The 24758-nt window shown below is 38.1% G+C and carries 26 protein-coding genes; 7 read left to right on the forward strand and 19 right to left on the reverse strand.

From position 1 onward, the window contains the following. Positions 1–62: 62 nt before the first annotated feature. From AN957_RS20820 to dnaE, 3 genes are all read right to left on the reverse strand, one after another. Entirely contained in the window at positions 63–626 is a 564-nt protein-coding gene (locus tag AN957_RS20820) for a FadR/GntR family transcriptional regulator (RefSeq protein ID WP_053477605.1), read from the reverse strand. A gap of 69 nt (positions 627–695) precedes the next feature. Beyond that, positions 696–1934: an NADP-dependent malic enzyme gene (gene ystJ, locus AN957_RS20825; RefSeq protein ID WP_053477287.1), complete on the reverse strand. Its 1239-nt coding sequence runs from the start codon at positions 1932–1934 to the stop codon at positions 696–698. A 172-nt stretch (positions 1935–2106) separates the two neighbouring features. Continuing rightward, positions 2107–5469, reverse strand: a complete 3363-nt coding sequence (dnaE, locus tag AN957_RS20830) for a DNA polymerase III subunit alpha (protein WP_056685979.1) — start codon at positions 5467–5469, stop codon at positions 2107–2109. A 189-nt stretch (positions 5470–5658) separates the two neighbouring features. Between dnaE and ytrH the strand changes: the two genes are divergently transcribed. Continuing rightward, positions 5659–5994: a sporulation membrane protein YtrH gene (ytrH, locus tag AN957_RS20835; protein WP_056685982.1), complete on the forward strand. Its 336-nt coding sequence runs from the start codon at positions 5659–5661 to the stop codon at positions 5992–5994. Further along, positions 5991–6491 (forward strand): sporulation membrane protein YtrI, encoded by a 501-nt coding sequence (gene ytrI, locus AN957_RS20840; RefSeq protein ID WP_056685985.1) that lies wholly within the window; start codon positions 5991–5993, stop codon positions 6489–6491. The genes ytrH and ytrI overlap by 4 nt, the downstream gene beginning before the upstream one ends. A gap of 149 nt (positions 6492–6640) precedes the next feature. Here the strand turns inward: ytrI and AN957_RS20845 are convergent, their stop codons facing one another. After that, positions 6641–7576 carry a DHH family phosphoesterase gene (locus tag AN957_RS20845; RefSeq protein WP_056685988.1) on the reverse strand — a complete coding sequence of 312 codons (936 nt, stop codon included), beginning with the start codon at positions 7574–7576 and terminating at the stop codon, positions 6641–6643. A 146-nt stretch (positions 7577–7722) separates the two neighbouring features. Between AN957_RS20845 and AN957_RS20850 the strand changes: the two genes are divergently transcribed. After that, positions 7723–8019: a YtpI family protein gene (locus AN957_RS20850; protein WP_053477292.1), complete on the forward strand. Its 297-nt coding sequence runs from the start codon at positions 7723–7725 to the stop codon at positions 8017–8019. Positions 8020–8089: 70 nt separating this feature from the next. On the opposite strand, the gene AN957_RS20855 is transcribed toward AN957_RS20850, so the two are convergent. The 3 genes from AN957_RS20855 to AN957_RS20865 form a co-directional block, all read right to left on the reverse strand. Further along, positions 8090–9406 (reverse strand): CBS domain-containing protein, encoded by a 1317-nt coding sequence (locus AN957_RS20855; RefSeq protein ID WP_053477293.1) that lies wholly within the window; start codon positions 9404–9406, stop codon positions 8090–8092. Between the two features lie 103 nt (positions 9407–9509). After that, positions 9510–9752: a hypothetical protein gene (locus tag AN957_RS20860; protein ID WP_053477294.1), complete on the reverse strand. Its 243-nt coding sequence runs from the start codon at positions 9750–9752 to the stop codon at positions 9510–9512. 97 nt (positions 9753–9849) lie between these two features. Then, a complete protein-coding gene (locus AN957_RS20865) occupies positions 9850–10530 on the reverse strand; it encodes a metal-dependent hydrolase (RefSeq protein WP_053477295.1) in 681 nt (226 codons plus the stop codon). A gap of 169 nt (positions 10531–10699) precedes the next feature. Between AN957_RS20865 and AN957_RS20870 the strand changes: the two genes are divergently transcribed. Continuing rightward, positions 10700–11797 (forward strand): M24 family metallopeptidase, encoded by a 1098-nt coding sequence (locus AN957_RS20870; RefSeq protein WP_056685991.1) that lies wholly within the window; start codon positions 10700–10702, stop codon positions 11795–11797. A gap of 51 nt (positions 11798–11848) precedes the next feature. On the opposite strand, the gene AN957_RS28170 is transcribed toward AN957_RS20870, so the two are convergent. Next, positions 11849–12016, reverse strand: coding sequence for a hypothetical protein (locus AN957_RS28170; protein ID WP_172797664.1), 168 nt, complete (start codon positions 12014–12016; stop codon positions 11849–11851). 113 nt (positions 12017–12129) lie between these two features. Between AN957_RS28170 and AN957_RS20875 the strand changes: the two genes are divergently transcribed. Continuing rightward, entirely contained in the window at positions 12130–12579 is a 450-nt protein-coding gene (locus AN957_RS20875; protein ID WP_056685993.1) for a universal stress protein, read from the forward strand. A 66-nt stretch (positions 12580–12645) separates the two neighbouring features. Here AN957_RS20875 and argH read toward each other — a convergent pair whose 3' ends face one another. Both argH and AN957_RS20885 read right to left on the reverse strand, forming a co-directional pair. After that, positions 12646–14034, reverse strand: a complete 1389-nt coding sequence (argH, locus tag AN957_RS20880) for an argininosuccinate lyase (protein ID WP_056685996.1) — start codon at positions 14032–14034, stop codon at positions 12646–12648. Further along, entirely contained in the window at positions 14031–15239 is a 1209-nt protein-coding gene (locus AN957_RS20885) for an argininosuccinate synthase (protein WP_056686000.1), read from the reverse strand. The genes argH and AN957_RS20885 overlap by 4 nt, the downstream gene beginning before the upstream one ends. Positions 15240–15453: 214 nt before the next feature. On the opposite strand from AN957_RS20885, the gene AN957_RS20890 reads away from it, so the two are divergent. Then, positions 15454–15768: a hypothetical protein gene (locus AN957_RS20890; protein ID WP_056687266.1), complete on the forward strand. Its 315-nt coding sequence runs from the start codon at positions 15454–15456 to the stop codon at positions 15766–15768. A 180-nt stretch (positions 15769–15948) separates the two neighbouring features. Here AN957_RS20890 and AN957_RS20895 read toward each other — a convergent pair whose 3' ends face one another. The 9 genes from AN957_RS20895 to sppA all read right to left on the reverse strand — a co-directional run bounded on the left by AN957_RS20895 (position 15949) and on the right by sppA (position 23734). Continuing rightward, positions 15949–16461, reverse strand: coding sequence for a MogA/MoaB family molybdenum cofactor biosynthesis protein (locus tag AN957_RS20895; protein ID WP_053477300.1), 513 nt, complete (start codon positions 16459–16461; stop codon positions 15949–15951). Next, a complete protein-coding gene (locus tag AN957_RS20900) occupies positions 16458–17300 on the reverse strand; it encodes an EcsC family protein (RefSeq protein ID WP_056687267.1) in 843 nt (280 codons plus the stop codon). Before AN957_RS20900 ends, AN957_RS20895 begins: the two co-directional genes overlap by 4 nt. A gap of 254 nt (positions 17301–17554) precedes the next feature. After that, entirely contained in the window at positions 17555–18742 is a 1188-nt protein-coding gene (locus tag AN957_RS20905) for an acetate kinase (protein WP_056687270.1), read from the reverse strand. Positions 18743–19149: 407 nt separating this feature from the next. Beyond that, positions 19150–20136: a class I SAM-dependent methyltransferase gene (locus AN957_RS20910; protein ID WP_053477301.1), complete on the reverse strand. Its 987-nt coding sequence runs from the start codon at positions 20134–20136 to the stop codon at positions 19150–19152. A 106-nt stretch (positions 20137–20242) separates the two neighbouring features. Continuing rightward, complete coding sequence (tpx, locus tag AN957_RS20915; protein WP_053477302.1) at positions 20243–20743, reverse strand: thiol peroxidase; 501 nt, start codon at positions 20741–20743, stop codon at positions 20243–20245. 131 nt (positions 20744–20874) lie between these two features. After that, entirely contained in the window at positions 20875–21354 is a 480-nt protein-coding gene (gene ytfJ / locus AN957_RS20920) for a GerW family sporulation protein (RefSeq protein WP_053477303.1), read from the reverse strand. Positions 21355–21371: 17 nt separating this feature from the next. Beyond that, the gene (locus AN957_RS20925; protein ID WP_056686003.1) at positions 21372–22067 is read right to left on the reverse strand and encodes a DUF2953 domain-containing protein; all 696 of its coding nucleotides are present in this window, start codon (positions 22065–22067) and stop codon (positions 21372–21374) included. A 75-nt stretch (positions 22068–22142) separates the two neighbouring features. Then, on the reverse strand, positions 22143–22712 hold the full coding sequence (locus AN957_RS20930; RefSeq protein WP_053477305.1) for an RDD family protein: 570 nt from the start codon (positions 22710–22712) through the stop codon (positions 22143–22145). 11 nt (positions 22713–22723) lie between these two features. Continuing rightward, positions 22724–23734: a signal peptide peptidase SppA gene (gene sppA / locus AN957_RS20935; protein WP_053477306.1), complete on the reverse strand. Its 1011-nt coding sequence runs from the start codon at positions 23732–23734 to the stop codon at positions 22724–22726. A 155-nt stretch (positions 23735–23889) separates the two neighbouring features. Here sppA and AN957_RS20940 point away from each other — a divergent pair, with 155 nt between their 5' ends. After that, entirely contained in the window at positions 23890–24690 is an 801-nt protein-coding gene (locus AN957_RS20940) for an NAD kinase (RefSeq protein WP_053477307.1), read from the forward strand. Positions 24691–24758 lie beyond the last annotated feature (68 nt).

Below are 24758 nucleotides of genomic sequence, written 5' to 3' on the forward strand. Positions count from 1 at the left end.
GTGGCTCGTCTATTCTATTCAATATAAAATAAAACCGCTACAAAATGTGCAAAAAATTGTCGTTAATTCTTCGACAATTTTCTCAATGATTTATATGCGTTTCTAATCAACGATTCATTCCTTGTTATCAACATGTCGATTAATTGAACATATTCTTCTTTTGATGTAGCTATTTGATCTAGCTGCAAGGAATTATAATAATCTTTTAAAATAATCCACATTCTAAGGAATAAATGATTTTCAGTTAATCGAACGACCTTTAAAAAGAATTCATCATCTGTGTAATGAGCTGTCTCAGCCCAGCTTTTAAATTCTTGAAGCTGACCATCTGACGACTTATGAAGATTCAGCCATAAGCAGTCTAACTCAATTAAATATTTTGTTTCAATAATATCTCTTTTTGCATTCTCATCCTGAAGAATAAATGTACTTAATAACTGAACGAGCTGATGTCCGCCATAATCACGGATATATGTTCCTTCCCCTCTTCTCGTCTCAATGAGACCCAGAAGTTCAAGAGCCCTTAGTGCTTCACGAACGGATGAGCGCCCAACATTTAGGCGCTCAGACAGTTCACGTTCAGAAGGTAATTTATCACCAGGCTTTAAGTTTTTTCTTTCAATCATAAGCCTAAGCTCATTTACAATTTCAACATAAATCTTTGTGTCTTTTCGAGACTGACTCACGTTAATGGATCACTCACTTTTCCCAATAACAGATAGTTTTCTTGTTTTTTCTTTAATTTCATCTGGATCCACTTTAATCCGTGCAACGCCTGTTTCCATAGCTGCTTTTGCCACTGCTGCCGCAACTTCAGGCGCTACTCTGGGATCAAATGGAGCAGGAATAACATAGTCAGCATGTAATTCCTCATCTTTTACTAAGCTTGCAATTGCCTCGACAGCTGCAATTTTCATTTTTTCATTGATATGTGTTGCTCTAACATCTAAAGCACCGCGGAAAATCCCTGGGAATGCAAGAACATTATTCACTTGGTTAGGAAAATCAGATCTTCCCGTTCCGATGACAGAGGCTCCTGCTGATTTTGCTTCCTCTGGCATGATTTCAGGTGTTGGGTTAGCCATTGCAAAAATAATCGGATCCTGATTCATTGTTTGAACCATTTCTGCAGTTAATGAGCCAGCAGCTGAAACACCGATAAATACATCTGCACCTTTAATGGCGTCTGCAAGGCTTCCTTTTGCATTATCCCGATTTGTATATTTTGCTACTTCATTTTTTATATCATTCATTCCTTCAGGACGTCCTTCGTAAATAGCCCCTTTTCGATCGCACATGATAATATCGCGCACTCCATACGTGTATAAAAGCTTAATAATTGCGATTCCTGCAGCTCCTGCACCATTAGCAACTACACGAATTTCATTCATTTTCTTTCCGACAATCTTTAACGCATTTACTAGACCAGCAACAGTTACAATCGCCGTTCCATGCTGATCATCGTGAAAAACTGGAATGTTTGCTTCTTTTTTTAGACGTTCTTCAATTTCAAAACATCTTGGGGCAGCAATATCTTCAAGATTGACTCCACCGAAAGTTGGTTCAAGCAATTTAACCGTTTCGACGATTTTATCAACATCTGTTGTATTCAAGCAAATTGGAAATGCATCTACCCCCGCAAAGCTTTTAAAAAGAACTGCCTTTCCTTCCATTACTGGAAGTGCTGCTTCAGGGCCAATGTTACCTAGACCAAGCACCGCCGTACCGTCTGAAACAACAGCTACCATATTTCCCTTCATTGTATACTCATATACCGTTTCCGGCTTATCATAGATCTCCTTACACGGCTCGGCAACACCTGGGGAATAAGCTAAGCTTAAATCTGCGGCATTTTTCACTTCTACCTTAGACTTTGATTCTAATTTCCCTTTGTTCATTCTATGCATATGAAGTGCTTCTTCACGTAAAGTCATCTAATATTCACTCCTTATATTAACAACATGGACATAGTCATTAAACGATAAAATTCAAGGTAATCTTTCTCTTTTAATTCTGCCCCTGCCCTGCACATATTTCACTTCTAGTACAGTGGTCAGACCAGTCGTTTCTTAACAAATATACCATAAATGTTGATGTTGTAAAGTACTAGCGTTTGAGGACGACATTATTTTCACCTAGTATTTCCTTTAGTTTTTCAATAAAGTTTGCTGACGGATTTACCAGATCCTCCTCACCTAATCGAAGGCTTTTATTCGAGCTTTCATAGAATATGACAACTTGATTTTTTCCTTCATTTTGTTTGAATAAACTTTTTAATCCATAAAGTAATTCTGCACTTTCATGCTCTTTTGTTATTTTCAAATATAAAGTCGGCTCTTTATTTTCTTCCTTTTCGATTGCTGCATGAACTTCATCCATTGATTGAATGATAAATTGACGGTTCCCTTCTCTTGTTTCGATCTTCCCTTCGATAAAAAGGATATTTCCCTGTTTTATAAAATGGGAAAAACGATTAAACACGTCTGGAAATACCACGGCTTCCAACTCGTCCGTTTCATCACTAATTGATAAAAACGCCATCGGCACCCCTTTTTTCGTACGGATTTTCTTCACTTCTGTTAGATAGACAACCGCCCTTCCCCTTTTAATGGAAGGCTGCAATTCAAATAGAGGGGCCGCACTTAAAACGGTCAATTTCTCCGTATAAATGGAAACAGGATGATTGGATAGAAAAAATCCTAGAACCTCTTTTTCGAAAGCAAGTTTTTCCTTTGCTGGGATCGGGTCAACCTTTGTATATATTGGCTTTGGAAAAAAGTCAGCTTCAGAAAGAAAATCAAAATGCTCATCATCTGTTTTCATTAATTGAGCATGATCGATGGCCGCATCAATCGTTGCAAGCAATACAGCGCGGTCTTCCCCAAATTCATCAAAGCTTCCTGAATGAATGAGCGCCTCTATAATATTTCGGTTAGCTGCTTTGGATGAGACTCGAATGCAAAAATCAAACAGATCATGAAATTTTTTATTTTTCCTTGCTTGAAAAATCTCTTTCAGTACCGCTGCTCCAATCCCTTTAATCGCAGCTAAGCTATATCTAATGGCTTCCTTTTCTACTAAAAATGAATAGCCGCTGCTATTAACAGAAGGAGACAAAATGTTAAGATTCATTTGTTTCAGTTCTCTAATATATTGAGAGACTTTTCCCTCATTTCCGATAGCTGACGTTAGCAGAGCGGCCATAAAATACAGCGGATAGTGCGCTTTTAAGTAGGCTAGCTGATAGGAAATTAAACTATACGCAACAGCGTGGCTTCGGTTGAAGCCATAGTTTGCAAAACGGACAATTAAATCATATATTTCATTCGCTGTTTTCTCGTTGTATCCGTTTTCCAGTGCACCGCCAACGAAATGTCCCCGTTCCCGATCAAGCACTTCCTTTTGTTTCTTACTTACGGCACGCCGCAGCATATCAGCCTCGCCAAGTGTAAACCCTGCCATTTTAGCAGCTATTTGCATAATTTGCTCCTGATAGATAATGACACCATACGTATTTTCAAGAATCGGAATGAGATCTGGATGTGGATATTCAACCTTTTTCATCCCATGCTTTCTCTCAATGAAAAAAGGGATGTTTTCCATTGGTCCAGGTCGGTATAAAGCATTTACTGCTACTATATCTTCAAAACTGTTCGGGCAAAGTTTTTTTAATACTTTTCTCATTCCTTCTGATTCGAGCTGAAAAACACCTGTTGTTTCCGCACGGCTTAATAAATCAAAGGTAGCTTTATCATGAAGCGGAATGGAATTCATTTCGAGCTTCTTGCCTGTCTTTTTTTGAATAGACATTAAAATATTTTCAATTAATGTTAAATTACGCAGCCCAAGAAAATCCATTTTTAATAAGCCTACATCTTCAAGATGCTCCATCGAATATTGTGTCAAATATACATTTTCATGTCCGCTTTGTATTGGAATCATACTGACTAGTGGTTTTTCACTAATGACAACGCCAGCAGCATGTGTGGAAGTATGTCGTGGCAACCCTTCAAGCTTAAGTGCTGTTTCGAACAGCCTTCGATTTAAGCTTGATTCTTCGATAAACATTCTTAACGTGTTCGACTCTTTATACGCAGCTTTTAAAGTGATACCAGTCTTGGAGGGGATTCTTCTTGATAGACTATCAAGTTCCTTTGGATTTAACCCGAAAGCTCTGCCGACATCACGCAAGGCTGCTTTTGCTGCCAGTGTCCCAAACGTAATGATTTGTGCGACATGAAGCTCCCCATATTTCTCAGAAACATATTTAATTACTTCGTCTCTGCGATGATCAGGAAAATCTATATCAATATCAGGCATAGAGATTCGTTCAGGATTCAGGAATCTTTCGAATAAAAGCTGATATTCTATTGGGTCTACGTCAGTTATATGTAAAACAAACGCAACCATCGATCCAGCTGCAGAGCCCCGTCCAGGTCCTGTCAAAATCCCGCTCTTCTTTGAAAACTTCATGAAGTCCCAGACAATTAAGAAGTAATCACTAAACTTCATCTTTTTAATAATTTGCAGCTCATATTTTAATCGCTCATAATGCACTTCTGTCGCATGACGGTACCTTTCCTTAAACCCTTCCCAGCACAATTCTTCAAGAAGCTGATCTGCCGTTTGATCCTTTTCAACCGGATATTTTGGCAAATTTTGCTGATGAAGCTCCAGCATGACATTACATTGCTCGGCGATATTGATAGTATTTTCCAGTGCATCTGGATACTCCGCAAATAACTCAACCATTTCTTGAGCATTTTTCAAGTAATATTCATCACTCTTCAGCCTTTCCCAATCATCATCCTGTAGCTTCACACCATTTTTAATTGCTAATAAGCATTCTTGTGCAAAGGCATCTTCCTTAGATAAATAATAAACCTGATTAGAAGCGGCTAGCTGTATGTTCATTTCATTAGCGATCGTTACAATATGCGTAAGGATTTTCTTCTCAGCATCTATGCTATGTTTTTGCAGCGAAAGATAAAATTGATTCTTTTCAAAAATTTGTAGATACTTGGCTGCTGTATTTTTTGCCTTTTCATATTCGTCATGAACCAAATAGTATTCAATTTCTCCTTCCATTCCTGGACTGATAGCTATTAAACCAGCAGAATATGCTTTTAACCATTTCATCGGAATTCCTTCAGGAGATTTCGTTTGCACAACACTGGTTATTTTTAATAGATTTTGAAACCCTACTTGATTTTTGGCTAGGAGAACAATTGGAAATGACATATCTGTGGATTGTTCACTAATCACATCAACCGTCAATCCCAAAATTGGTTTGATCGATTGCTTTAAACATTCTTTATAAAAAGCAACGGTTCCGTACATGACGTTTCGATCGGTTAATGCAAGTGAGCCGAACCCTTTTCGTTTCGCATCGGCTACTAACTGGTCAACCGTGGCCGTACTTGTCAGCAAGCTATATGCACTATATACATGAAGGTGAATAAATGACACATTTCTCACACCCTTATTTCTTCTACTTGTTCTATTATAAGACGCATCCATAAAAAAAGAAAATACGTTCTCTTTTTTACCGGATACAAAAAGGATAAAACAAATAAACATATTATGAACGGTTTGTCCATATGATGAAGTAATCGGTTTATCTTTCCAACGAATAAATCTCCAGTAAGGAAGGATGTTATGAAGATCCAGCCTTTTTTCGCGACATTATTTGATAGTTATTTCATTGCACTCGGTGTGCTAATTGGCGGTTCCATTATTGGAAGCCTTTCCGCTTTTCTTACCGGGAAGCCTCCTTTAACAGAAGCCTATCGAATCTCAAATATCATTCGAATATGGGCAATTATCGCTGCGATTGGGGGTACATTTGATACATTGTACAGCTTTGAAAAAGGAGTCCTGCAAGGAGAAACAAAGGATATTTTCAAACAGTTCCTGCTTATTTTATCTGCGTTTGGCGGTGCACAAACAGGTGCATTGCTAATTAACTGGCTGACACAGGAGCATATTTCATGAGAATTCCGCCTCATTATCGACAGCCTGTCTGGCAGCGTTTTTTAGCAGGCATAGCTATTGGCGGGATGATCAGCTGGTTTGTATTTTTGTATATTTTTGGTGAGTGGCAGGAGAAATATAGCAAAGAAATAAAAAATCAGGAAGATGAAATTGCTGAATTGAAAAAGGAAAAAGAAATATGGCAGGAAGAATTTAAAGCACTTAATAAAAAGAATCGTGAACTGCTGACGGTACAAGATATTAAAGTAAAAATAGGAAACAGTGAGAAATATAAATTAGACTCCTTTAGTATGTTTGAAATAGAAGAACAAATTAAAGAGGACATTTTAAACATGAAGGCGAAAGACATTGATACCGTCTATAAGAGCAGAGAGCTAATAGAAAGAATTATCGAGAATAAAACGATAAAGGTTAATGAAAAACGCTATAAGCTTGAGGTAAAGAAGATGGTGATCTATACAACGCTGTTCATTCAGATAGATATTATGCTAGATTAAGTTAGATAGATTGGCAAATATAGTTAGTCTGGCCTTCAGTGAAACTTCAATTAGTGTGGGGGTTCCTTCAACCCCCACATAAAATTCTTAGTTCTCTCTACTTTTAGGGAGCTTACCAGCTCGTTAGTCAGCGATAAACAGGGCAATCTCTAGTTCTTACAAGTTTCTTCTAGCTCTTTGATTACTGCATCCATGTTATCCCAAGAATAAATGGAGGCTCCTGCAGCAAGCGGATGGCCCCCGCCATTATAATTTCTTGCGATATCATTAATAATCGGACCTTTTGAACGTAGTCTCACACGAATTTGGTCCTCTTCTTCAATAAAGAACACCCAAGCTTTTATTCCGGCAATATTGCCTAATGCGCCGACAAGAAGGGAAGCTTCAGAAGCTTTCACTTGAAATTCTTCCAACAATTCCTTCCTTAATACCATGGCAGCTGCACCATTTTGTTTCATTTCAAAATTTTGAAGGACATAGCCATTTAATTTTACGACATTCGGAGATAATTCATACATTTTATCAAATAGCTCCGTTCGTGAGAAATTATAATGGATTAACTCTCCTGCGTATGTAAATGTTTTTTCTGATGTACTTGGAAAAAGGAAGCGGCCTGTATCTCCTACAATACCGGCGAACAATAGCCTTGCCGCTTCATCAGACATTTTTAACCCATTCGCTTTACCCGCAAGGTAAAATTCATAAATCATCTCACTGACAGAACTCGCATCTGTATCCACCCACATCATATCTCCATATGCATCTACATTTGGATGGTGATCAATTTTAATAAGTTTATCTCCTAAGTGATAACGAGTATCACAAATTCGTTCAGCGTTTGCCGTATCACATACAATTACTAGAGCACCTTTATATGTCTCATCAGAAATTTCATCCAATCTGCGCAAGAAGTTTAGTGTCTCTTCCTCTTTACCAACTGTAAAAATATTTTTTTCTGGGAAGGATGCTTTCAGAATTTCTGCGAGTCCCCCCTGTGAACCGTATGCATCCGGATCAGGTCGTACATGCCGGTGAATAATAATTGTTTCATATTGTTTAATAACCTCTAAAATTTTCTCCTTCATTTTTTGCTCCTTTATTTATATTCATTAGATAATTCAATTTTAAACTTTTCTGTCAAAAAAAGAAAAGAAACATGAGGCTAAAGATAGCATTTTCTCCTGTTTCCCGTTAAAATAATAAGAGATTGTCGAATCTTGGAGGGAATAAAATGCCTGTTTTAGTTATATTAATCGTTATCTCACTTGCTTTTTATTTGGTTTATAAAGTGAAATATGTCCGCAGTAAGAAACCAGCAGAAAGAAAGTGGATTTCAGCTAAATCAAGTATCGCCCTTGGTCTTTTTGTTGCTCTATTCGGTGTAAACCAGTTGTTCTTAAACGGAAACACGGTAACATATATCGTAGCTGGTATTTTTATCCTGATAGGCGGCTTCAGCATATATGCTGGCTTTAAAGCCTATAAATATTATTTGCCGCTTGCAGCAAAGGAAGCACAAGAAGCATAATTTTCTTATTGCTAAAGACGCTCCAATTAGGAACGTCTTTTACTTCTTGCATCACGCAATGTTGATTTAATTATCTCTCAATCAGCTGACACATCATCATTGCTTTCCCAACTAGAATGCCCTCATTGAAAACTTCAACATCTACCTTACCGAATTTTCTTCCGACTTCGAGTACTTTCGGATAAATAGCTAGGGTGCTTTCAATTTGAACAGGCTTAAGGAAATAGATAGTCATATTCTCTACGACTAAATCCCCTTTTTTATAATTTCTTAACACCCTGCTAGCTGCCTCAGAAACAATCGTAGTAAATACACCGTATGAGATGGTTCCTAGATGATTGGTCATCTGCGGTGTCACATCACAACCGTATATATCTTCCCCTTTTGTCTTCCCGCTTGTAAGTACAAGCTGATTGGTAACAATGTCATCGATAGTCTCACCAACTTGGGGCTGACGCTGAATCATTTGAAGAGCCTTTAGTACATCCTGTCTGCTGATAATTCCTTCAATTCTATTCGAATCATCAACAACCGGAAGCACCTCGATTCCTTCCCAAACCATCATATGAGAGGATGAAGCTACACTTGTCTTTCTACCCACTGTCATTGGATTTTTTGTCATGATTTTATCAATCGGCGTATTTGGATCATGTCCCATAATATCCTTTGAGGTAACCATGCCAACAACTTTTGAATTTTTATCAATAACCGGAAATCTGCTATGCTGTGTTTCTCGATTATATTTTAGCCAATCATAGATCTTATCTGTCGTTTTCACACAAATCGTTTCTTCCACAGGTGTCAGAATATCCTCTACAAGAACAATCTCCTTTTTGATTAACTGATCATAGATTGCACGATTAATCATCGTTGCAACCGTAAATGTATCATAACTGCTAGAAATAATTGGAAGCTGCAGTTCGTCTGCCAATTTCTTGACACTATCATCTGTATCAAAGCCTCCAGTTATGAGAACGGCAGCGCCAGCTTTTAGGGCAAATTCGTGTACCTGTGTACGATTGCCTACAATCAACAGACTACCAGCATCTGTATATCTCATCATCGCCTCGAGCTTCATCGCACCGATGACAAACTTATTTAACGTTTTATGCAAGCCATCTCTTCCGCCTAATACTTGACCATCTACGATATTTACAACCTCTGCAAATGTAAGCTTTTCAATATTCTCTTTCTTCTTCCGTTCAATTCGAATCGTCCCCACACGTTCAATCGTGCTGACATACCCCTTATTTTCAGCCTCTTTAATGGCTCTGTATGCAGTTCCTTCACTTACTGTCAGTGCCTTGGCGATCTGTCTAACTGATATTTTCTCCCCAACAGGCAATCCATCGATATATTGTAAAATTTGTTCATGCTTCGTAGCCAAGACGTTCACCCTTTTTATATAATTCCTATATTTTCATTATAAGGTTAAAAACGCCTTAAATACAATTCGATGTGAAAATGTCATCAATAATATTTATTTAGAACTAGAAGGAGCGTGCCCTCTTTTTCTCCGTCATTTTCCCTCTTGTTTTTATATTTGCTGTTGTATTCTTTGGTGAATAAAGCAATGCAGTCAAATTCCCTGCAATCACAACGAGAGCAAATGCCAGCCAGGAAATCGCGAATACCCCTGCCAATCCCTCACTGAACACATCAAGCCTCGGTGCAGCATAATAAAGGAGAAGGCCACAAACTAACAAGCAAAGCAAATACCGATTTTTATTCATTAACATTCCTCCTCAAACTTCTTCTCTAATATTTATGCGGACAGGCCGAATTCATGTATTGAAAAAAGCACAGCTCTTATTTAGCTGTGCTTTTCCGTTATAATTCAATTGTTTCTCCTGCATTCAATACTTGACCAACGCCTTCATCAAGCATTTGTACAAATTGATGCGGATCCTGCTTTATTGGCGGGAAGGTATTGAAGTGAATAGGGACAACCTTTTTGGCCCCTAAAATTTTAGCAGCATATGCTGCATCTTCAGGACCCATGGTGAAATTATCGCCAATCGGGAGGAAGGCAAGATCAATCGGGTGACGATCACCAATCAGTCTCATATCCATAAATAATCCGGTATCCCCTGCATGATAAATCGTTTTGCCCTCGATAGTTAGAAGCACACCAGCAGGCATACCAAGGTAAATTATTTCATTATTTTCTGTCACCAAACCTGTCCCATGAAAAGCTGGTGTCAGTTTAACCTTGCCGAAATCAAATTCATATGCACCGCCGATACTCATCCCATGAGTATTCAGCCCTTGCCAGCTTAAATAAGTAGCAAGTTCAAAATTGGCAATAACTAATGAATTATTTTTCTTAGCTAATTCAATCGTATCACCGAGATGATCGCCATGCCCATGCGTGACGATAATGACATCTGGCTTCAATTCATCCACTTTTAAGTCAGTTAAATCATTGCCAATAATAAATGGGTCAAATAAAATTGTCTTCCCGTTTGTTTCAACTTTAACAACAGAATGTCCATGATAGGATACCTTCATTTTTATTCCCCTTTCCATTCTTCTATTACGGTAGTTAACTTCAACGAAGTATTCATTTTCTCCTGCCTTTAAATGTCATTCCCTTTTGCAGACAGTTCTAAAAGTTTACTTTTTATTCGTTAGTTGCTACTCTTTTTATATAGGCATAAACAATTAGGGGGTTAAATCCGTGAACACACGATTAAAGAAGCTATCTGATTGGATGAAAGAAAACGATGTACAGGTTTGTTTCGTTACAGCACCTGAAAATGTATTTTATTTTAGCGGCTTTTTGAGTGATCCTCATGAAAGGCTTCTCGGCTTAGCCGTTTTTCAAGAGGAAGAGCCATTCCTTGTATGTCCGGCAATGGAAAAACCAGATGCAAAAAATGCTGGCTGGGATCAAGAAATTATCGGTTATAGCGATATTGAAAATCCTTGGGAGTTTATACATAAGGCAATCGAAGCACGCGTATCAAAGGTTTCTAAAGTAGCGATTGAAAAAGAACATATGAATGTTGAACGCTACGAAGCGATTTCTAGTCTTTTCAATGGGGCTACATTTGTATCTGCTGAAGAAAAGCTAAGAAAGCTGCGGATGGTGAAGGATGAGAAAGAGCTTGAAATCATTCGTGAGGCATGTGCTTTAGCTGATTTTGCCATTGAAACGGGATGTGCAGAAATCAAGGAAGGCAAGACGGAGCTCGATGTGCTGGCAGCCATTGAATTTGCCTTAAAGAAAAAAGGCGTGAATGAAATGTCGTTCTCTACCATGGTATTAACTGGTGCGAATGGGGCCTCTCCGCATGGTACGCCAGGTATGACGAAGATTCAAAAAGGTGATCTCGTTCTATTTGATTTAGGAGTCGTTTGGAACGGTTATTGCTCTGATATTACAAGAACAGTTGCTTTCGGAGACATTAATGACAAGCAAAAAGAAATCTATGATACAGTTTTAAAAGCACAGCTTGCTGCAGTTGAGGCAAGTAAGCCAGGCATTGCTTGTTCAGAAGTGGATCTGACCGCTAGAAACATTATTGCTGAAGCAGGATATGGCGAATATTTTCCGCACCGTCTTGGACATGGCTTAGGTATAAGTGTTCACGAGTATCCATCCTTAACAGAAACAAACTCGCTTTTACTTGAAGAGGGAATGGTATTTACAATCGAACCAGGGATATATGTTCCTAAAGTTGCCGGCGTTCGAATTGAGGATGATTTAGCTGTAACAAAAAACGGGGTAGAAATCTTAACGAAATTTCCAAAAGAGCTTCAAATCATTAGTTAATTTAAAAAAAGCTGTCATACGCATGACAGCTTTTTTTATGTTTTTAGGAAATTAATGTTCTCCTTCTGATCCTTCTTGTCCTGCATCCAAATCAAAATTAGCATTTGATTGGTCAATTACTCCACTATTATAAACATCCATAATTTGCTCGCTGATTGCATTTGTTCCTTCCTCATCGAAGAATAAATTTGATTGGCTGTTAGGTTCCCGTTTATTCATGGGGTATTCTCTCCTTTTATTCATAAATTGAACTGACTTTTTTATTGTTCGATTTATTGCTACAGATATACCCTTATTCTTACTGTATAATAAAGGTAAAGGAGGAGATTGATATGGGAATGAAATATAAAAATATTTTAGTGGCTGTAGATGGTTCAACAGAGGCAGAATGGGCATTTAAGAAGGCAATTGAAATCGCAAAAAGAAATGATGCACATATTTTGCTTGCTCATATTATTGATACTCGCACGTTTGCAACCGTAGAGGCATATGACCGCACTATTGCTGAAAGAGCAAATATGTTCGCAAAAGAATTAATGGAAAAATACAAAAGCGAAGCTGAAGAAGCTGGTGTTACACAGGTAGATTTCGTCATTGATTACGGTTCTCCGAAAATTAAAATTCCAAAGGATCTTGCAAAGAAGCATGAAGTGGACCTAATAATTTGTGGTGCTACAGGGATGAATGCAGTTGAACGTTTCCTAATCGGCAGCGTATCAGAAAATATTACCCGCTATGCTCCTTGTGATGTGTTAGTAGTTCGGACGAATAAAGAAGATTAAATAAAATAAGATCGCAGCACAATAGAGAGCTGACCCAATTGGATCAGCTCTTTTTTTGACTTGCTATTAAATTTCTAGTTTGTTATTTACCAATGCTTTTGCTTTCTCGAGCGCAATGGCAACTTGTTTAAATCCAGTTCCACCTGCACTATTTCTTCTCTTCACAGCAGTAACTGGGTCTAACACCACATAAATATCTTCTTCAAATAGTGGATTTGCCTTTTGATATTCTGCTAATGGCAAGTCACCAAGATAACAGCCTTGCTGGACACATGTCAACACAAGTTTCCCAACAATTTCATGAGCTTCTCTGAACGGAATGCCTTTATCTGAAAGATAATCAGCAAGCTCAGTCGCATTAGAAAAGTCTGTTTTCGTTGCTTTTTCCATATGGTCCTTGTTCACCTTCATTGTTTGAATCATACCAGCAAAGATTTTGAGTGAACCTGCTACGGTTTTCACTGTATCAAACATACCTTCTTTATCCTCTTGCATATCCTTATTATAGGCTAAAGGCAGACCTTTAAGAACTGTTAATAGCCCCATCAAGTTTCCATAAACCCTGCCAGTTTTCCCGCGGATAAGCTCTGCCATATCCGGGTTTTTCTTTTGCGGCATGATACTGCTTCCCGTTGCAAAACTGTCATCCAGTTCAATAAACTTAAACTCCTGACTGGACCAAAGGATAAATTCCTCGCTTAATCTAGACAGGTGCATCATTAACGTAGATGAATTCGATAAAAATTCGAGAATGAAATCCCGATCAGAAACAGCATCAAGGCTGTTTTCGTAAATGCCCTCAAATCCAAGCAAATCAGCCGTTACATATCGATCAATCGGGAATGTCGTTCCTGCTAGTGCTCCAGCACCCAATGGAGAGAGATTAATTCGCTTCATACTTTCGCTGAAACGTTCTTTATCTCTTTCAAGCATCCAAAAATAGGCCATAAGGTGATGAGCAAATGAAATAGGCTGTGCTCTCTGAAGATGTGTATAGCCAGGCATGACCGTCTCAATATTCATTTCTGCTTGATCAATTAGAGCTTCCTGCATTTCCTGAATTAGTTCAATAATCACTTTAACCTGCTTCCGCAAGTATAGATGCATATCCGTTGCCACTTGGTCATTTCTGCTTCTGGCTGTATGCAGCTTGCCGCCAACTGGACCAACCAGTTCAGTTAAATAGCTTTCAAGATTTAAGTGAATATCCTCCAATTTAACCGAATAAGAAAGCTCATCATTTTCTGCCTTTTTCCTAAGCTGCTTCAGTCCATCTATAATCGTGCTTGCCTCTTCATCAGAAATAATTCCACTTTTAGCTAGCATCGATACATGTGCAAGGCTTCCTTCAATATCTTCCATTATTAATTCTTGGTCAAACGAAATGGAGGCGCCAAATTCATCGACCCATTCTTCTGCTGATTTTGTAAATCTGCCGCCCCATAGTTTTTTCACACTGTCACCTTCTTATTCTTTTGAACAATGCTTTGCACCTTTGTTGGCAGCCCCCAAAGCTTAATGAATCCAACAGCAGCATTATGATCAAATTCGTCCTCAGATGTATAAGTAGCAAGCTTTTCATCATATAAAGAATACGGAGATTTTCTTCCTTCTATAATGGCATGGCCTTTAAATAGTTTTACTCTTACTGTTCCAGTAACAAAAGTTTGCGTTTCTTGAAGGAAGGCTGCCAAAGCATTTTGCAGTGGAGAGAACCATAGTCCTTCATAGATAAGTTCTGCAATTTTCTTCTCAATCACTGGTTTGAAATGTGCGACTTCTTTTACTAAAGTTAAATCTTCTAATTCTTTATGTGCTTTAATTAAAGTCATCGCTCCCGGACATTCATATACTTCACGTGACTTAATCCCTACTAAGCGATTTTCAACGTGGTCCACACGGCCAACACCATGCTTTCCAGCTATTGTATTTAATTCTAAAATAAGCTCTGCCAATGAGTAGTTTTTCCCATCTAAGCTAACAGGAACTCCTTTTTCGAAGCCAATTTCTATGATATCTGGCGTATTCGGTGTATTCTCCAGGCTTGCTGTAAGCTCATATGCTTCCTCTGGCGGTGCAGCCCATGGATCCTCTAAAATACCGCACTCATTGCTTCTTCCCCATAAATTTTGATCGATCGAAAATGGAGAATCTAGATTAATAGGAATAGGAATATTCTTTTGCTTTGCATATTCAATTTCTTCTTCACGTGACCAGCTCCACTCACGGACAGGTGCTAATACTTCAAGGTCTGGATTTAAGGCTTGAATAGCCACTTCAAAGCGCACTTGGTCATTTCCTTTCCCTGTACAGCCATGCGCTACAGCTACCGCTCCTTCTTTTTCAGCAACTTCAACAAGTTTTTTTGCAATTAGCGGTCTTGAAAGTGCAGAGATTAATGGATACTTATTTTCATATAATGCATGTGCTTGCATGGCCATTAATGCATATTCACTCGCAAACTCTTCTTTCGCATCAATCACATACGATTGAACAGCACCGACCGTTAACGCTTTTTCTTGGATAAAGTTAAGATCCTTTCCTTCCCCAACATCTAAACAGCAGGCTACCACTGAATATCCTTGATCTCCCAACCATTTAATAGCAACTGAAGTATCTAATCCGCCTGAATAGGCTAGTACAACTTTTGGATTTGACATGAAATTTTTCCTCCTCTAATTACGAATAATTATTCATCGTTGTTTGTTTTTATTCATTTATATGTTATAAGATACCATATTTCAAATATAAATCAATAGTTATTCATCAAAATGTATAATAATTTATTTATTCTGTTTTATTCAGGCTAGCAATACGTGGAAGGAATGTTCATAGTATAGTAGAATATAAGCAACCTATTGCTGGAGGATGTTAATCGTGGATTATTTTTTATATAATGAACGACTAGGTATTCCTATCCCTTATTTTCATCAGGATTGGGATGATTATTCAAAAGAGATACAGCAAGCCGTTTTATTTCACTGGGAGAAAATCAGAGGCAGAATTCCAGACAGAATTGCAGAATTAGAAGACCATATCAATTCGAAACAAGCTCTGCTTTCAAATGAAGAAAACTTTAATAAATCTTGCGAGTTAAACAGCGAAATTGCGGAACTTGCATCCATTATTAATGATCTATGGCTATGGTACCGTACTCATCAGGATATTTCAGAAAAGATTCATATGTAGAAAATAAAAATCCTTTCTATAATGAAGAAAGGATTTTTTAGACCATTTTTTTATAAAATCGTATGATTTAGGCTCATATTTATTTTATAGCTACCGCTTTATCCAAAACTTGTATAATTAGAGCTCATATTTATTTATAGCGGTTCATTCCCCTGCTTCCCTTCAAAATGATAGAGAACCTTATAAATCTTTTTTCAACTCTCTTACCACATGTCCAAGCTCTGGCAAAATCAGCTTGTTCATCGCTAACTTCACTGCACCTGATGAGCCTGGTGTTGAGAAGACTGCTTTGTCTTTAATGGTCCCTGCTACGGCACGCGATAAAATCGCTGCAGAACCAATATCTTCTTGATAGCTGAGCATGCGGAAAAGCTCACCAAACCCGCTAATTTCCTTATCAAATAATGCCTTTACTGTTTCAATCGTGATATCTCTTAGGGCAATGCCCGTTCCGCCATTTGTAAGTACGACATCTATTTCCGGATCACTACACCCTTTAAGTACCTCTGTACGGAGCTCATCCGCTTCATCCTTAACAATGCAATAGCTTCGTACATGATGTCCTGCTCCTTCTAATAAATCGATCATTAGCTTCCCGCTTTTGTCTGTAACCTTATCTCTTGTATCACTTACAGTAATCACCTTACAGGCAACCTGTTTTGGCGCCTCCATTTTATGCTCATGTGTACTCATTCATTTTTCCCTTCTTTCATATGTAAGTATCTATACTGGTAATATTTGTGGGCGAATTCTGTTACTTTTCTTGTCAGCTGGTAATTTGCACTGGCGCCAATAGCCATACTGATGAATGGAATGCCTTGAATTGTTTTTTTGCGAAAAATAAAAATAGCTAATCCTTTTAATAATTGTTTGGCAGGCTGCTCAATCCAGGTCACATCAGCCAGTTCTTCCTTGCCTTCATAAAAATAATATTCCTCTTGGCTTTGAAGTTCACTCATTAGTTCATCCCATGCCCCGCTTTGCATGCGCGCTGGTAGGGTAGAAGCATGGAAAACCTTTAGGGAAGTCATCATTTCATAAGGCGTATTCACTTCTATTCCATAGGTCATTGCAATTAGCTGAACTACTCTTAAATTAATTACGGCAATTGCTGGAATATCTGCACCAAGCATAAGTGAACTGCCCGTTCCCGCCATTCCTCCCTGGGCAAAGGAATAAAGCCGATGCCGGGCTATTTGCTGATCAGCGATGTATTGAAGCTGATCCATTCGTAAATGACTCAAATCTTCAATTGATACTAACTCCGGATTAAACACACGACCGGCTGTTAATATCCGTTCTTTTGCGTCTAATTGCATATTTGATCCTTGAATAAGTGCATGTAGGTGGAATAGCCAGTTATCAAGAGTTGAAAAGAACTGGTCCTGAATGTGTTTTGGCAGCAATGAAAACGATTTTTCCAAGTATTTTTCATACGTCAATTCAAAATCATTGGGCTCATAGCTATATAATTTCATTTCCCATTCTTGAATTTCAGTTAAAACCCGTTTATCCCGCTCAGACAATGCCATAATGAATTCCTCCATCTCCTACCTCTTTTGCTAAATTATAGCACAGTTGAAATGGTGAATTCTTTACGAAGAAATGTCTAATGGGATGGTATTTTCTATCTCATAAATTTATTGGACAAAACAGACGATTTATTAGACAAAAAATAACTATATTGGACAAAATTCTTTTTTATTCGCCAAAGGAGCTAATATATTGGACAACCCCCTAATCCAACTACAAAAATACCACAGCTCATAAAAGCTGTGGCAACAAATTATTTCGACAATCTCACAACATCTCTAGCAATCATGACTTCTTCATCCGTAGGGATGATCATGACTTTAACTGGTGAATGCGGATAGTTAACAAATGCTTCTTCCCCACGCACTTTGTTAAGTGAAGGGTCAAAATATACGCCCATGAACTCAAGACCTTGAAGGACTCGTGCACGAATAACATCGCTATTTTCTCCAATTCCTGCTGTGAAGATAATGGCGTCTACACCGTACATTTTAGCTGCATAAGAGCCGATATATTTATGAATTCTTCCCGCGAACACTTCGAGTGCTAATTTTGCGCGTTCATTTCCTTCAGATGCTTGGACCTCAATATCGCGCAAATCACTTGAGAATCCAGATACTGCAAGCATTCCGCTCTTTTTATTCAAAACATCCAATACTTCATCCGCTGTTTGATTCGTTTTTTCCATGATAAAAGGAATTAATGCAGGGTCAATATTCCCTGAACGGGTTCCCATTGTCACACCCGCAAGCGGGGTAAATCCCATGGATGTATCAATTGATTTTCCGCCTTCAATCGCTGCAATACTTGCTCCGTTACCCAAATGGCAGGAAATTAAGCGCAATTGATCCAATGGACGTCCGAGCATTTCTGCTGCACGCTGTGACACATATTTATGGGAGGTACCGTGGAAGCCATATTTACGAATCCCATATTTCTTATAATATTCATATGGCAAACTATAAAGAAATGAGCTTGCAGGCATCGTTTGATGAAATGCTGTATCAAATACAGCTACTGCCGGTACATTAGGCAGCACTTGCTGAAATGCTTTAATCCCCGTAATATTCGCTGGATTATGTAGTGGGGCTAGCTCAGATAATGCTTCAATTTTTGCTAAAACATCATCAGTAATAAGAACAGAATCTGTAAACTCTTCCCCGCCATGTACAACACGATGACCGATTCCTTCAATTTCATTAAGTGATTGAATAATTCCTAAACCTGTTAATTTTTCTAGTAAAAGCTTAACTGCTACTTCATGATTAGGAATATCTAATGTCTCTTTTATTTTTTCCCCATTTGCTACTATATTAAAGATTGAATCGTTTAAGCCTATCCGTTCAATTAAACCTTTTGTAATCACTTCCTCACTTGGCATTTCAAATAATTGAAACTTTAATGAGGAACTGCCGGCGTTAATTGCAATAATCTTTGCCATCATTCTACCGCTCCTTTTACTTAACAACATCACTAACAGTACAATCTTATTTTGTACAACGGACATCATTAATATCTCTCAATTCCTCATTTAAACATTGTCAGCCGAACTTTTCAAGATTGATCTGCAAATGTTTTCATTTTCACATTAAAATAAAATATTTCAGAATTAAGAAATGCGGAAGCGCCATGGTCATCAACGTACAAACTGGAAGGGCTTCCAATCCAGCTAATGACTGAGATAAAGGAAACACGGTGAGAGTGAGCGAACCGGTGTTGACTTATCGTAGGGAGGAGACCTGAATTTTGATAGGGGATAGGTCGCTTGCGCTAGACAACTCTACTAAAAGTTATATTTCCTTCTCCTATATAAAAAGAAGCCGAAATCCAAATCGGCTTCTCGAGTATTTATTTATTTTCTTTATACCATCCATCAATTTTACTTAGGATTTTTTCTACTTCGGCTGTTTTCGATAAGCTAGGCAGATTGACGAGAAGTACCTGCTTTGGCGGCTTTACTCCCTCTCCCTTTTTTTGGAGAATAAAGATGCTTTTCGCAGCGTTTTTATTTTTGAATAAACTAAGGGGAAGCTGCAATAGGCCTTGAATAATTCCATACTTCTTTATGTATTCATGAAGCATTGGAGCTTGCTCACTCTCAAAAATCCCATTCGGTACAATAAAAAATAGGTAGCCGCCTGCTTTCACATGTCTCATGCTCTGCTCAATGAACAGATGATGTGCATATGTATGCCCTTTTTCTGCTTTCATTTCATAATCAGCTGCCCTTAGATCATTAGGGTAATAACCAACAGGCAAATCGCTGACAACTACATCTGCTTCTTCTATAAATAAAGGTTCCAGACTATCCTGATTAAAAAATTGGATTGGGTGCTGCTGTAAATTCGCATTTACATAGCTTAACTTAATTAGGATATCATCAATATCAAGTCCAATCGCCTCTACTGCCTTCGATTGCTGCTGATTAATAACAGTCGTTAATAAGTTACCCGTTCCAACTGCCGGATCGAGAAGTCGAAAAGACTGATCGTGTACAAATTTATCAACTAAATAACCAACCAGCATCCCGACGGCATCAGGAGTCATTTGATGATTATGCTGGACAATCTCTTTCATGCCCTTAAGGATAGCTAGCTGGAATGATTTTCGAATTTCTTCATTAGAGAAGCGATTTAAATGGATCGAGTCATAACTTTTTGTTAATCTTTTAATCGTCAATTCACTCAATTCATCTCTTTGCAGAATACTCCCCTGGAAAATATTCTCTCCTGTTTCAGCTAATGCCTCTAAATATGTACATGCTAACTCTTCTTGAATAATCATCGCTGTTTCATTAAAAACGGTAAATAATTCTTCTACCGGTACTACGCTCATTCCAAAATCCTCCCGTTCGTATTCTATTGTCCTATTTTAAAGTGGATTGATTGATATCTCAAGTTTAAGAAAAAACGCCCCGGATATTGACCCGGGGCTTACTTTATTACTTCGCTTGTTTTGCTGCTTCGATTGCTGCTTCATAGTTTGGATGATCTGTTGCTTCGCTCACATATTCTGCATATGTTACTGTATCGTTTGAATCAACAACAAAAACTGCACGTGCTAAAAGACGAAGCTCTTGAATAGCAACTCCATATGCTTCACCAAAAGATAAATCGCGATGATCTGAAACCGTTTGAACATTTTCAATTCCAGCTGCAGCACACCAGCGTTTCTGCGCAAATGGTAAATCCACACTTACAGTAAGGATTTTAACATTTCCTAATTTAGAAGCTTCTTCATTGAATCGACGAGTCTGCGCATCGCAAACGCCTGTATCAATGGAAGGAACAACACTAATTAATCGTACTTGCCCTTTTGAATCTGCTAAAGTTACTTCGGTTAAATCATTTGCAAGAACTTTAAAATCAGGAGCTTTCTTCCCAACCTTTACTTCATTACCTAATAACGTAACTGGGTTTCCTTTAAATGTAATTGATGCCACTACACTCATCCTCCTTAAACTCATATATGTACATTGTAAATATATCTTTTCAGCATCCTTTTTGCAAAGGTTAAGTTTAGAAAAGCATGAAAAAAGTTAACTTTCCATCCTCGGAAAGTTAACCCTTTGCATTAAATATCTAACTCATGCTTCGCCCCATCATAATCTTGTTTATTGCTCGCAGACTGATTACTGCCTTGATTATTGTTATTGCTATTTTTACTATTAAACATCTGCTGAATTTTATCTACCGCCTGAGGAGCTAGATCAAGAATTTTCTCATATAAATGCGTACTTTCATCCAAATGCACCATTTTTACTTCTTTCGAATTAACAATGAGGAATGCAATTGGAGTGATGGAAACACCGCCTCCGCTCCCTCCGCCAAATGGATGTCCGCCTGATTGCCCTTGCCCGCCGCTGCTTGATTGACTATCAAGTTTAAATTCGCTTCCTCCAGCAGCAAACCCAAAACCTACTTTTGAAACAGTTAGTATCACGCTGCCATCAGGTGTTTCAACAGGATCACCAATGATCGTGTTAACATCGATCATTTCCTTCAGATTTTCCATAGCAGTCGTCATTAGCCCTTGAATTGGATGGTCAGACATAACGAAAGCCTCCCCTTCTATACTGTTTTAGTTTTATCATTGGATAAGGCAGATAAAGGCTTTGTTTTAAAAGCAGCCCTTCCGCCTTTCCAATATTTAATTAATTTGATACCTGCTACCATAGCATGTCCGATTCGAAATTGAAAAATACATGTAATTATCGTTTGTGATACGGCAAATTGAAATTGCGGAGTGATTGTTATAGTAGGAGCAGCCTTTAATTTCATATAGTGACTAATAAGCCCAATTACACTCCCTTTTAACGCCCAAAAAGCACCTGTAAGCATACCTGTATAAGCTGCATCTCCAATCCCGACCATCGTATGCCACGAGAATTCCTTAATAGAAATTTTCTTTAAGAAACTTTTAACAATCCGATGGAGTGAAACAACATGTGTTAGAAGCTCTTTAGCATCTTGAATACTATTCAATAGGTCTGCGGCTGAATATTGTTTCGTATCTTTCTTCTCCGTACTCCCTAAAGGTCCAGCAGTTTTCTTTTCCTTTGTCACAATGGTTGGGGAATTATCATCAATTTTAATAAGGGGAATTTCCTTTTTATACTTGATTAATCCAAACCATGCTTTAAACTCAATTTTTAAATGGTCATTATCATTGTTGTGATAATAATAAAGGAGAATTTTTACTTTCGTTAGAATGACACTAATAATTAATAGAATAAGAACGCTTAAGGTGATGAGCAGCCATTTCAATTACTTCACAACCTTTCAGCCTAATAGTATTTCCGATTACACAAAAAATAAACCTGCCTGCCGGCAGGTTTATTGCTATTTTTCATGAACAACCGTTGTATCTGAAAACAAATCATGTAATCCTTGCTTTTTTGGCAAAAATGCAACGATTATATAACCAACAACAAGCGTGGCGGATATAAATCGTCCAATCCATTCTCTAAATAGAATGGTGCGCCATGACAAGTGATTCCCCTCCAAATCAACAACCTTAATACCAAATACCATCTTCCCTAATGTTTGATTAAAGAATCGTGTCATTAACACAAAATACGCATAGAAGATAATGGCTGTCACAATCGAGATTGGTGCAAAGATGCTAAACTCATTTAATGAAATATCAAGCAGTCTGAATACTGGATTGACAATCAATCGCTCAATACTGCCGATGACAATTAAATCAAGTAAATACGCCCAAAAGCGCATCCAGAATCCAGCAAATCTAACAGGAATATGATTGCCGATTAAATGGCCATTTTCTCTAGAAAGCTGTGGTTTAGAAGAGGTGTCTTTAATCAAAACCGGATCTTCCATTTCAATAGTTTGATCATTGATTATCATCTCACTATTTCTTAGATCCTTTTCATTCGTTTCATTTGAAGTCATCTTTACACCTCCTATTCCGCATATAGATACATCAGTCTTGGAGAATTAGGCTGTGATAGCATCTTCATCAAGCCTGCCATTTCGATATCTTGCCCCATTATTTTTTGCGCTCCCATACTAAATAAAGAGCCGAAGCCAAGGTTGTCCGTATATTTAACTACCTTTGCTCCTTTTAATTTATGATCTTTCTTTAAGACATCAATCACATCTTCTACATATCCAAACCCGTCAATTAAATTTAGTTCTAGTGCTTGTCGGCCATCATATATTCTTCCATCAGCAATTTCTTTCACTTTTGCTGCTGGAATATTACGGCCTTCAGAAATGACCTTCACAAATCCTTCATAGGAATTATTAATCATCGATTGAAGAATTTGTTTCTCCTCCTCTGTCATTTCTCTTGATGGACTCATAATGTCTTTGTAAGGACCGCTTTTGATTGTAACGAAATCAACCCCATATTTTTCAGCAAGACCAGCATAATTGACTCCTTGCATAATGACACCGAGGGATCCGGTTAACGTTTCCGGGCTTGCAAAGATTTTATCTGCTGGCGCAGAAATATAATAGCCGCCAGATGCAGCCATAGAGCCCATTGAAATATAAATTGGCTTTTTTGTTTCTGCTTGAATTTCTTTTATTTTGTCATGAATTTGTGCGCTTTCAACAACTCCGCCTCCTGGAGTGTTCACTTGAATAATGACAGCCTTTACTGTGTCATCTTCTTTTACTTGCTCTAGCCTGTCCATAAATCCTTTATGGTTATAGCCGCCAGATGCAAAAAGAGATGTCGCTTCACCTGTGTCCTGGATCGTTCCATTCACGTCGAGCACAGCAATCTTTTTCAATTCACTGCCCTCTTCCACTACTTCTTCCATAAATGCGGCATCACTGCCAGCAAATAATTCAGTTATAGAACCTTCTACATCACTATACATAATTCCTGTTGCAATATTTGTAATTACTGAGAATACAAATATTGCTGCTGCGATGGCTAATGCAGCCCATCGTTTTCCATTCATCTAATCATCCTCCTTATTGTCCAATAGTCTTTACGTGATTCACTTTTAAAATGTTTCAAAAACGTGTAAACTGATTTCGACAACCATTATCATACCAAAAAATTAATAATATGGGTAAAACTTACGTGCAATACCCATCGTCTGGAGGAATCGCTATGTCCGTTCGTCGAAATTTATTTTTTTATCATAAGAAGGATGCGGAGATGCTGGAAAAGGTGAAACCCCTTTATGAGCTTGCTACTAGATATGATTTCAATATTATTTCTGATTTTAAAAAGGCTAACATTATTGTCAGTATTGGCGGGGATGGTGCATTTTTGCAGGCAGTAAGGAAAACGGGGTTTCGGGATGATTGTTTATATGCAGGAATTTCTACAACTGGAAGCCTTAGTCTATACTGTGACTTCCATTTAGATGACCAGCCAAAAATGATCGAAGCAATGACAAAGGAGCAAATTGAAGTTCGCCGCTACCCGACCATCGAAATCACTGTAGACGATCAAACATCCTTTCATTGCTTAAATGAATTTAGCATCCGATCTGCGATTATTAAAACCTTTTTATTAGATGTGTATATTGACGACCTTCATTTCGAAACATTCCGAGGAGACGGCATGGTTGTAGCTACTCCAACAGGAAGCACTGCATACAATAAATCATTAAGGGGATCTGTGGTTGATCCGCTGCTTCCTTGTCTGCAAGTAAGTGAAATGGCTTCGTTAAATAATAACCGCTATCGAACACTTGGATCCTCCTTTATTCTAAGCGGGGAGCGAAAGCTTACATTGGAAGTTGTACAGGACGGAAATGACCATCCATCCATGGGGATGGATAATGAGGCATTAAGCATTCAACATGTGAAGAAAATAGATATAAAACTTAGTGACAAGAAAATTAAAACTGTAAAGCTGAAGGATAACTCATTCTGGGAGAAAGTGAAGAGGACGTTTTTATAAGAAAAGCACAAGCATCTTGAAATCCCCCTAATGAAGGGCCGTACTCCTGTTTTCTAATTGAGTTAGGG

This window comes from Cytobacillus solani (assembly GCF_001420595.1).
In the GTDB taxonomy this organism is placed as follows: Bacteria; Bacillota; Bacilli; order Bacillales; family Cytobacillaceae; genus Cytobacillus; species Cytobacillus solani.

Bases quoted from the DNA above. Each gene is read 5' to 3' on its own strand.
- AN957_RS20820 (WP_053477605.1), bottom strand. From the start codon at position 626: ATGATTGAAAGAAAAAACTTAAAGCCTGGTGATAAATTACCTTCTGAA.
- ystJ (WP_053477287.1), bottom strand. From the start codon at position 1,934: ATGACTTTACGTGAAGAAGCACTTCATATGCATAGAATGAACAAAGGG.
- ytrH (WP_056685982.1), top strand. From the start codon at position 5,659: ATGAAGATCCAGCCTTTTTTCGCGACATTATTTGATAGTTATTTCATT.
- ytrI (WP_056685985.1), top strand. From the start codon at position 5,991: ATGAGAATTCCGCCTCATTATCGACAGCCTGTCTGGCAGCGTTTTTTA.
- AN957_RS20845 (WP_056685988.1), bottom strand. From the start codon at position 7,576: ATGAAGGAGAAAATTTTAGAGGTTATTAAACAATATGAAACAATTATT.
- AN957_RS20850 (WP_053477292.1), top strand. From the start codon at position 7,723: ATGCCTGTTTTAGTTATATTAATCGTTATCTCACTTGCTTTTTATTTG.
- AN957_RS20860 (WP_053477294.1), bottom strand. From the start codon at position 9,752: ATGAATAAAAATCGGTATTTGCTTTGCTTGTTAGTTTGTGGCCTTCTC.
- AN957_RS20865 (WP_053477295.1), bottom strand. From the start codon at position 10,530: ATGAAGGTATCCTATCATGGACATTCTGTTGTTAAAGTTGAAACAAAC.
- AN957_RS28170 (WP_172797664.1), bottom strand. From the start codon at position 12,016: ATGAATAAACGGGAACCTAACAGCCAATCAAATTTATTCTTCGATGAG.
- AN957_RS20875 (WP_056685993.1), top strand. From the start codon at position 12,130: ATGGGAATGAAATATAAAAATATTTTAGTGGCTGTAGATGGTTCAACA.
- AN957_RS20885 (WP_056686000.1), bottom strand. From the start codon at position 15,239: ATGTCAAATCCAAAAGTTGTACTAGCCTATTCAGGCGGATTAGATACT.
- AN957_RS20895 (WP_053477300.1), bottom strand. From the start codon at position 16,461: ATGAGTACACATGAGCATAAAATGGAGGCGCCAAAACAGGTTGCCTGT.
- AN957_RS20900 (WP_056687267.1), bottom strand. From the start codon at position 17,300: ATGGCATTGTCTGAGCGGGATAAACGGGTTTTAACTGAAATTCAAGAA.
- AN957_RS20905 (WP_056687270.1), bottom strand. From the start codon at position 18,742: ATGGCAAAGATTATTGCAATTAACGCCGGCAGTTCCTCATTAAAGTTT.
- AN957_RS20910 (WP_053477301.1), bottom strand. From the start codon at position 20,136: ATGAGCGTAGTACCGGTAGAAGAATTATTTACCGTTTTTAATGAAACA.
- ytfJ (WP_053477303.1), bottom strand. From the start codon at position 21,354: ATGTCTGACCATCCAATTCAAGGGCTAATGACGACTGCTATGGAAAAT.
- AN957_RS20930 (WP_053477305.1), bottom strand. From the start codon at position 22,712: ATGACTTCAAATGAAACGAATGAAAAGGATCTAAGAAATAGTGAGATG.
- sppA (WP_053477306.1), bottom strand. From the start codon at position 23,734: ATGAATGGAAAACGATGGGCTGCATTAGCCATCGCAGCAGCAATATTT.
- AN957_RS20940 (WP_053477307.1), top strand. From the start codon at position 23,890: ATGTCCGTTCGTCGAAATTTATTTTTTTATCATAAGAAGGATGCGGAG.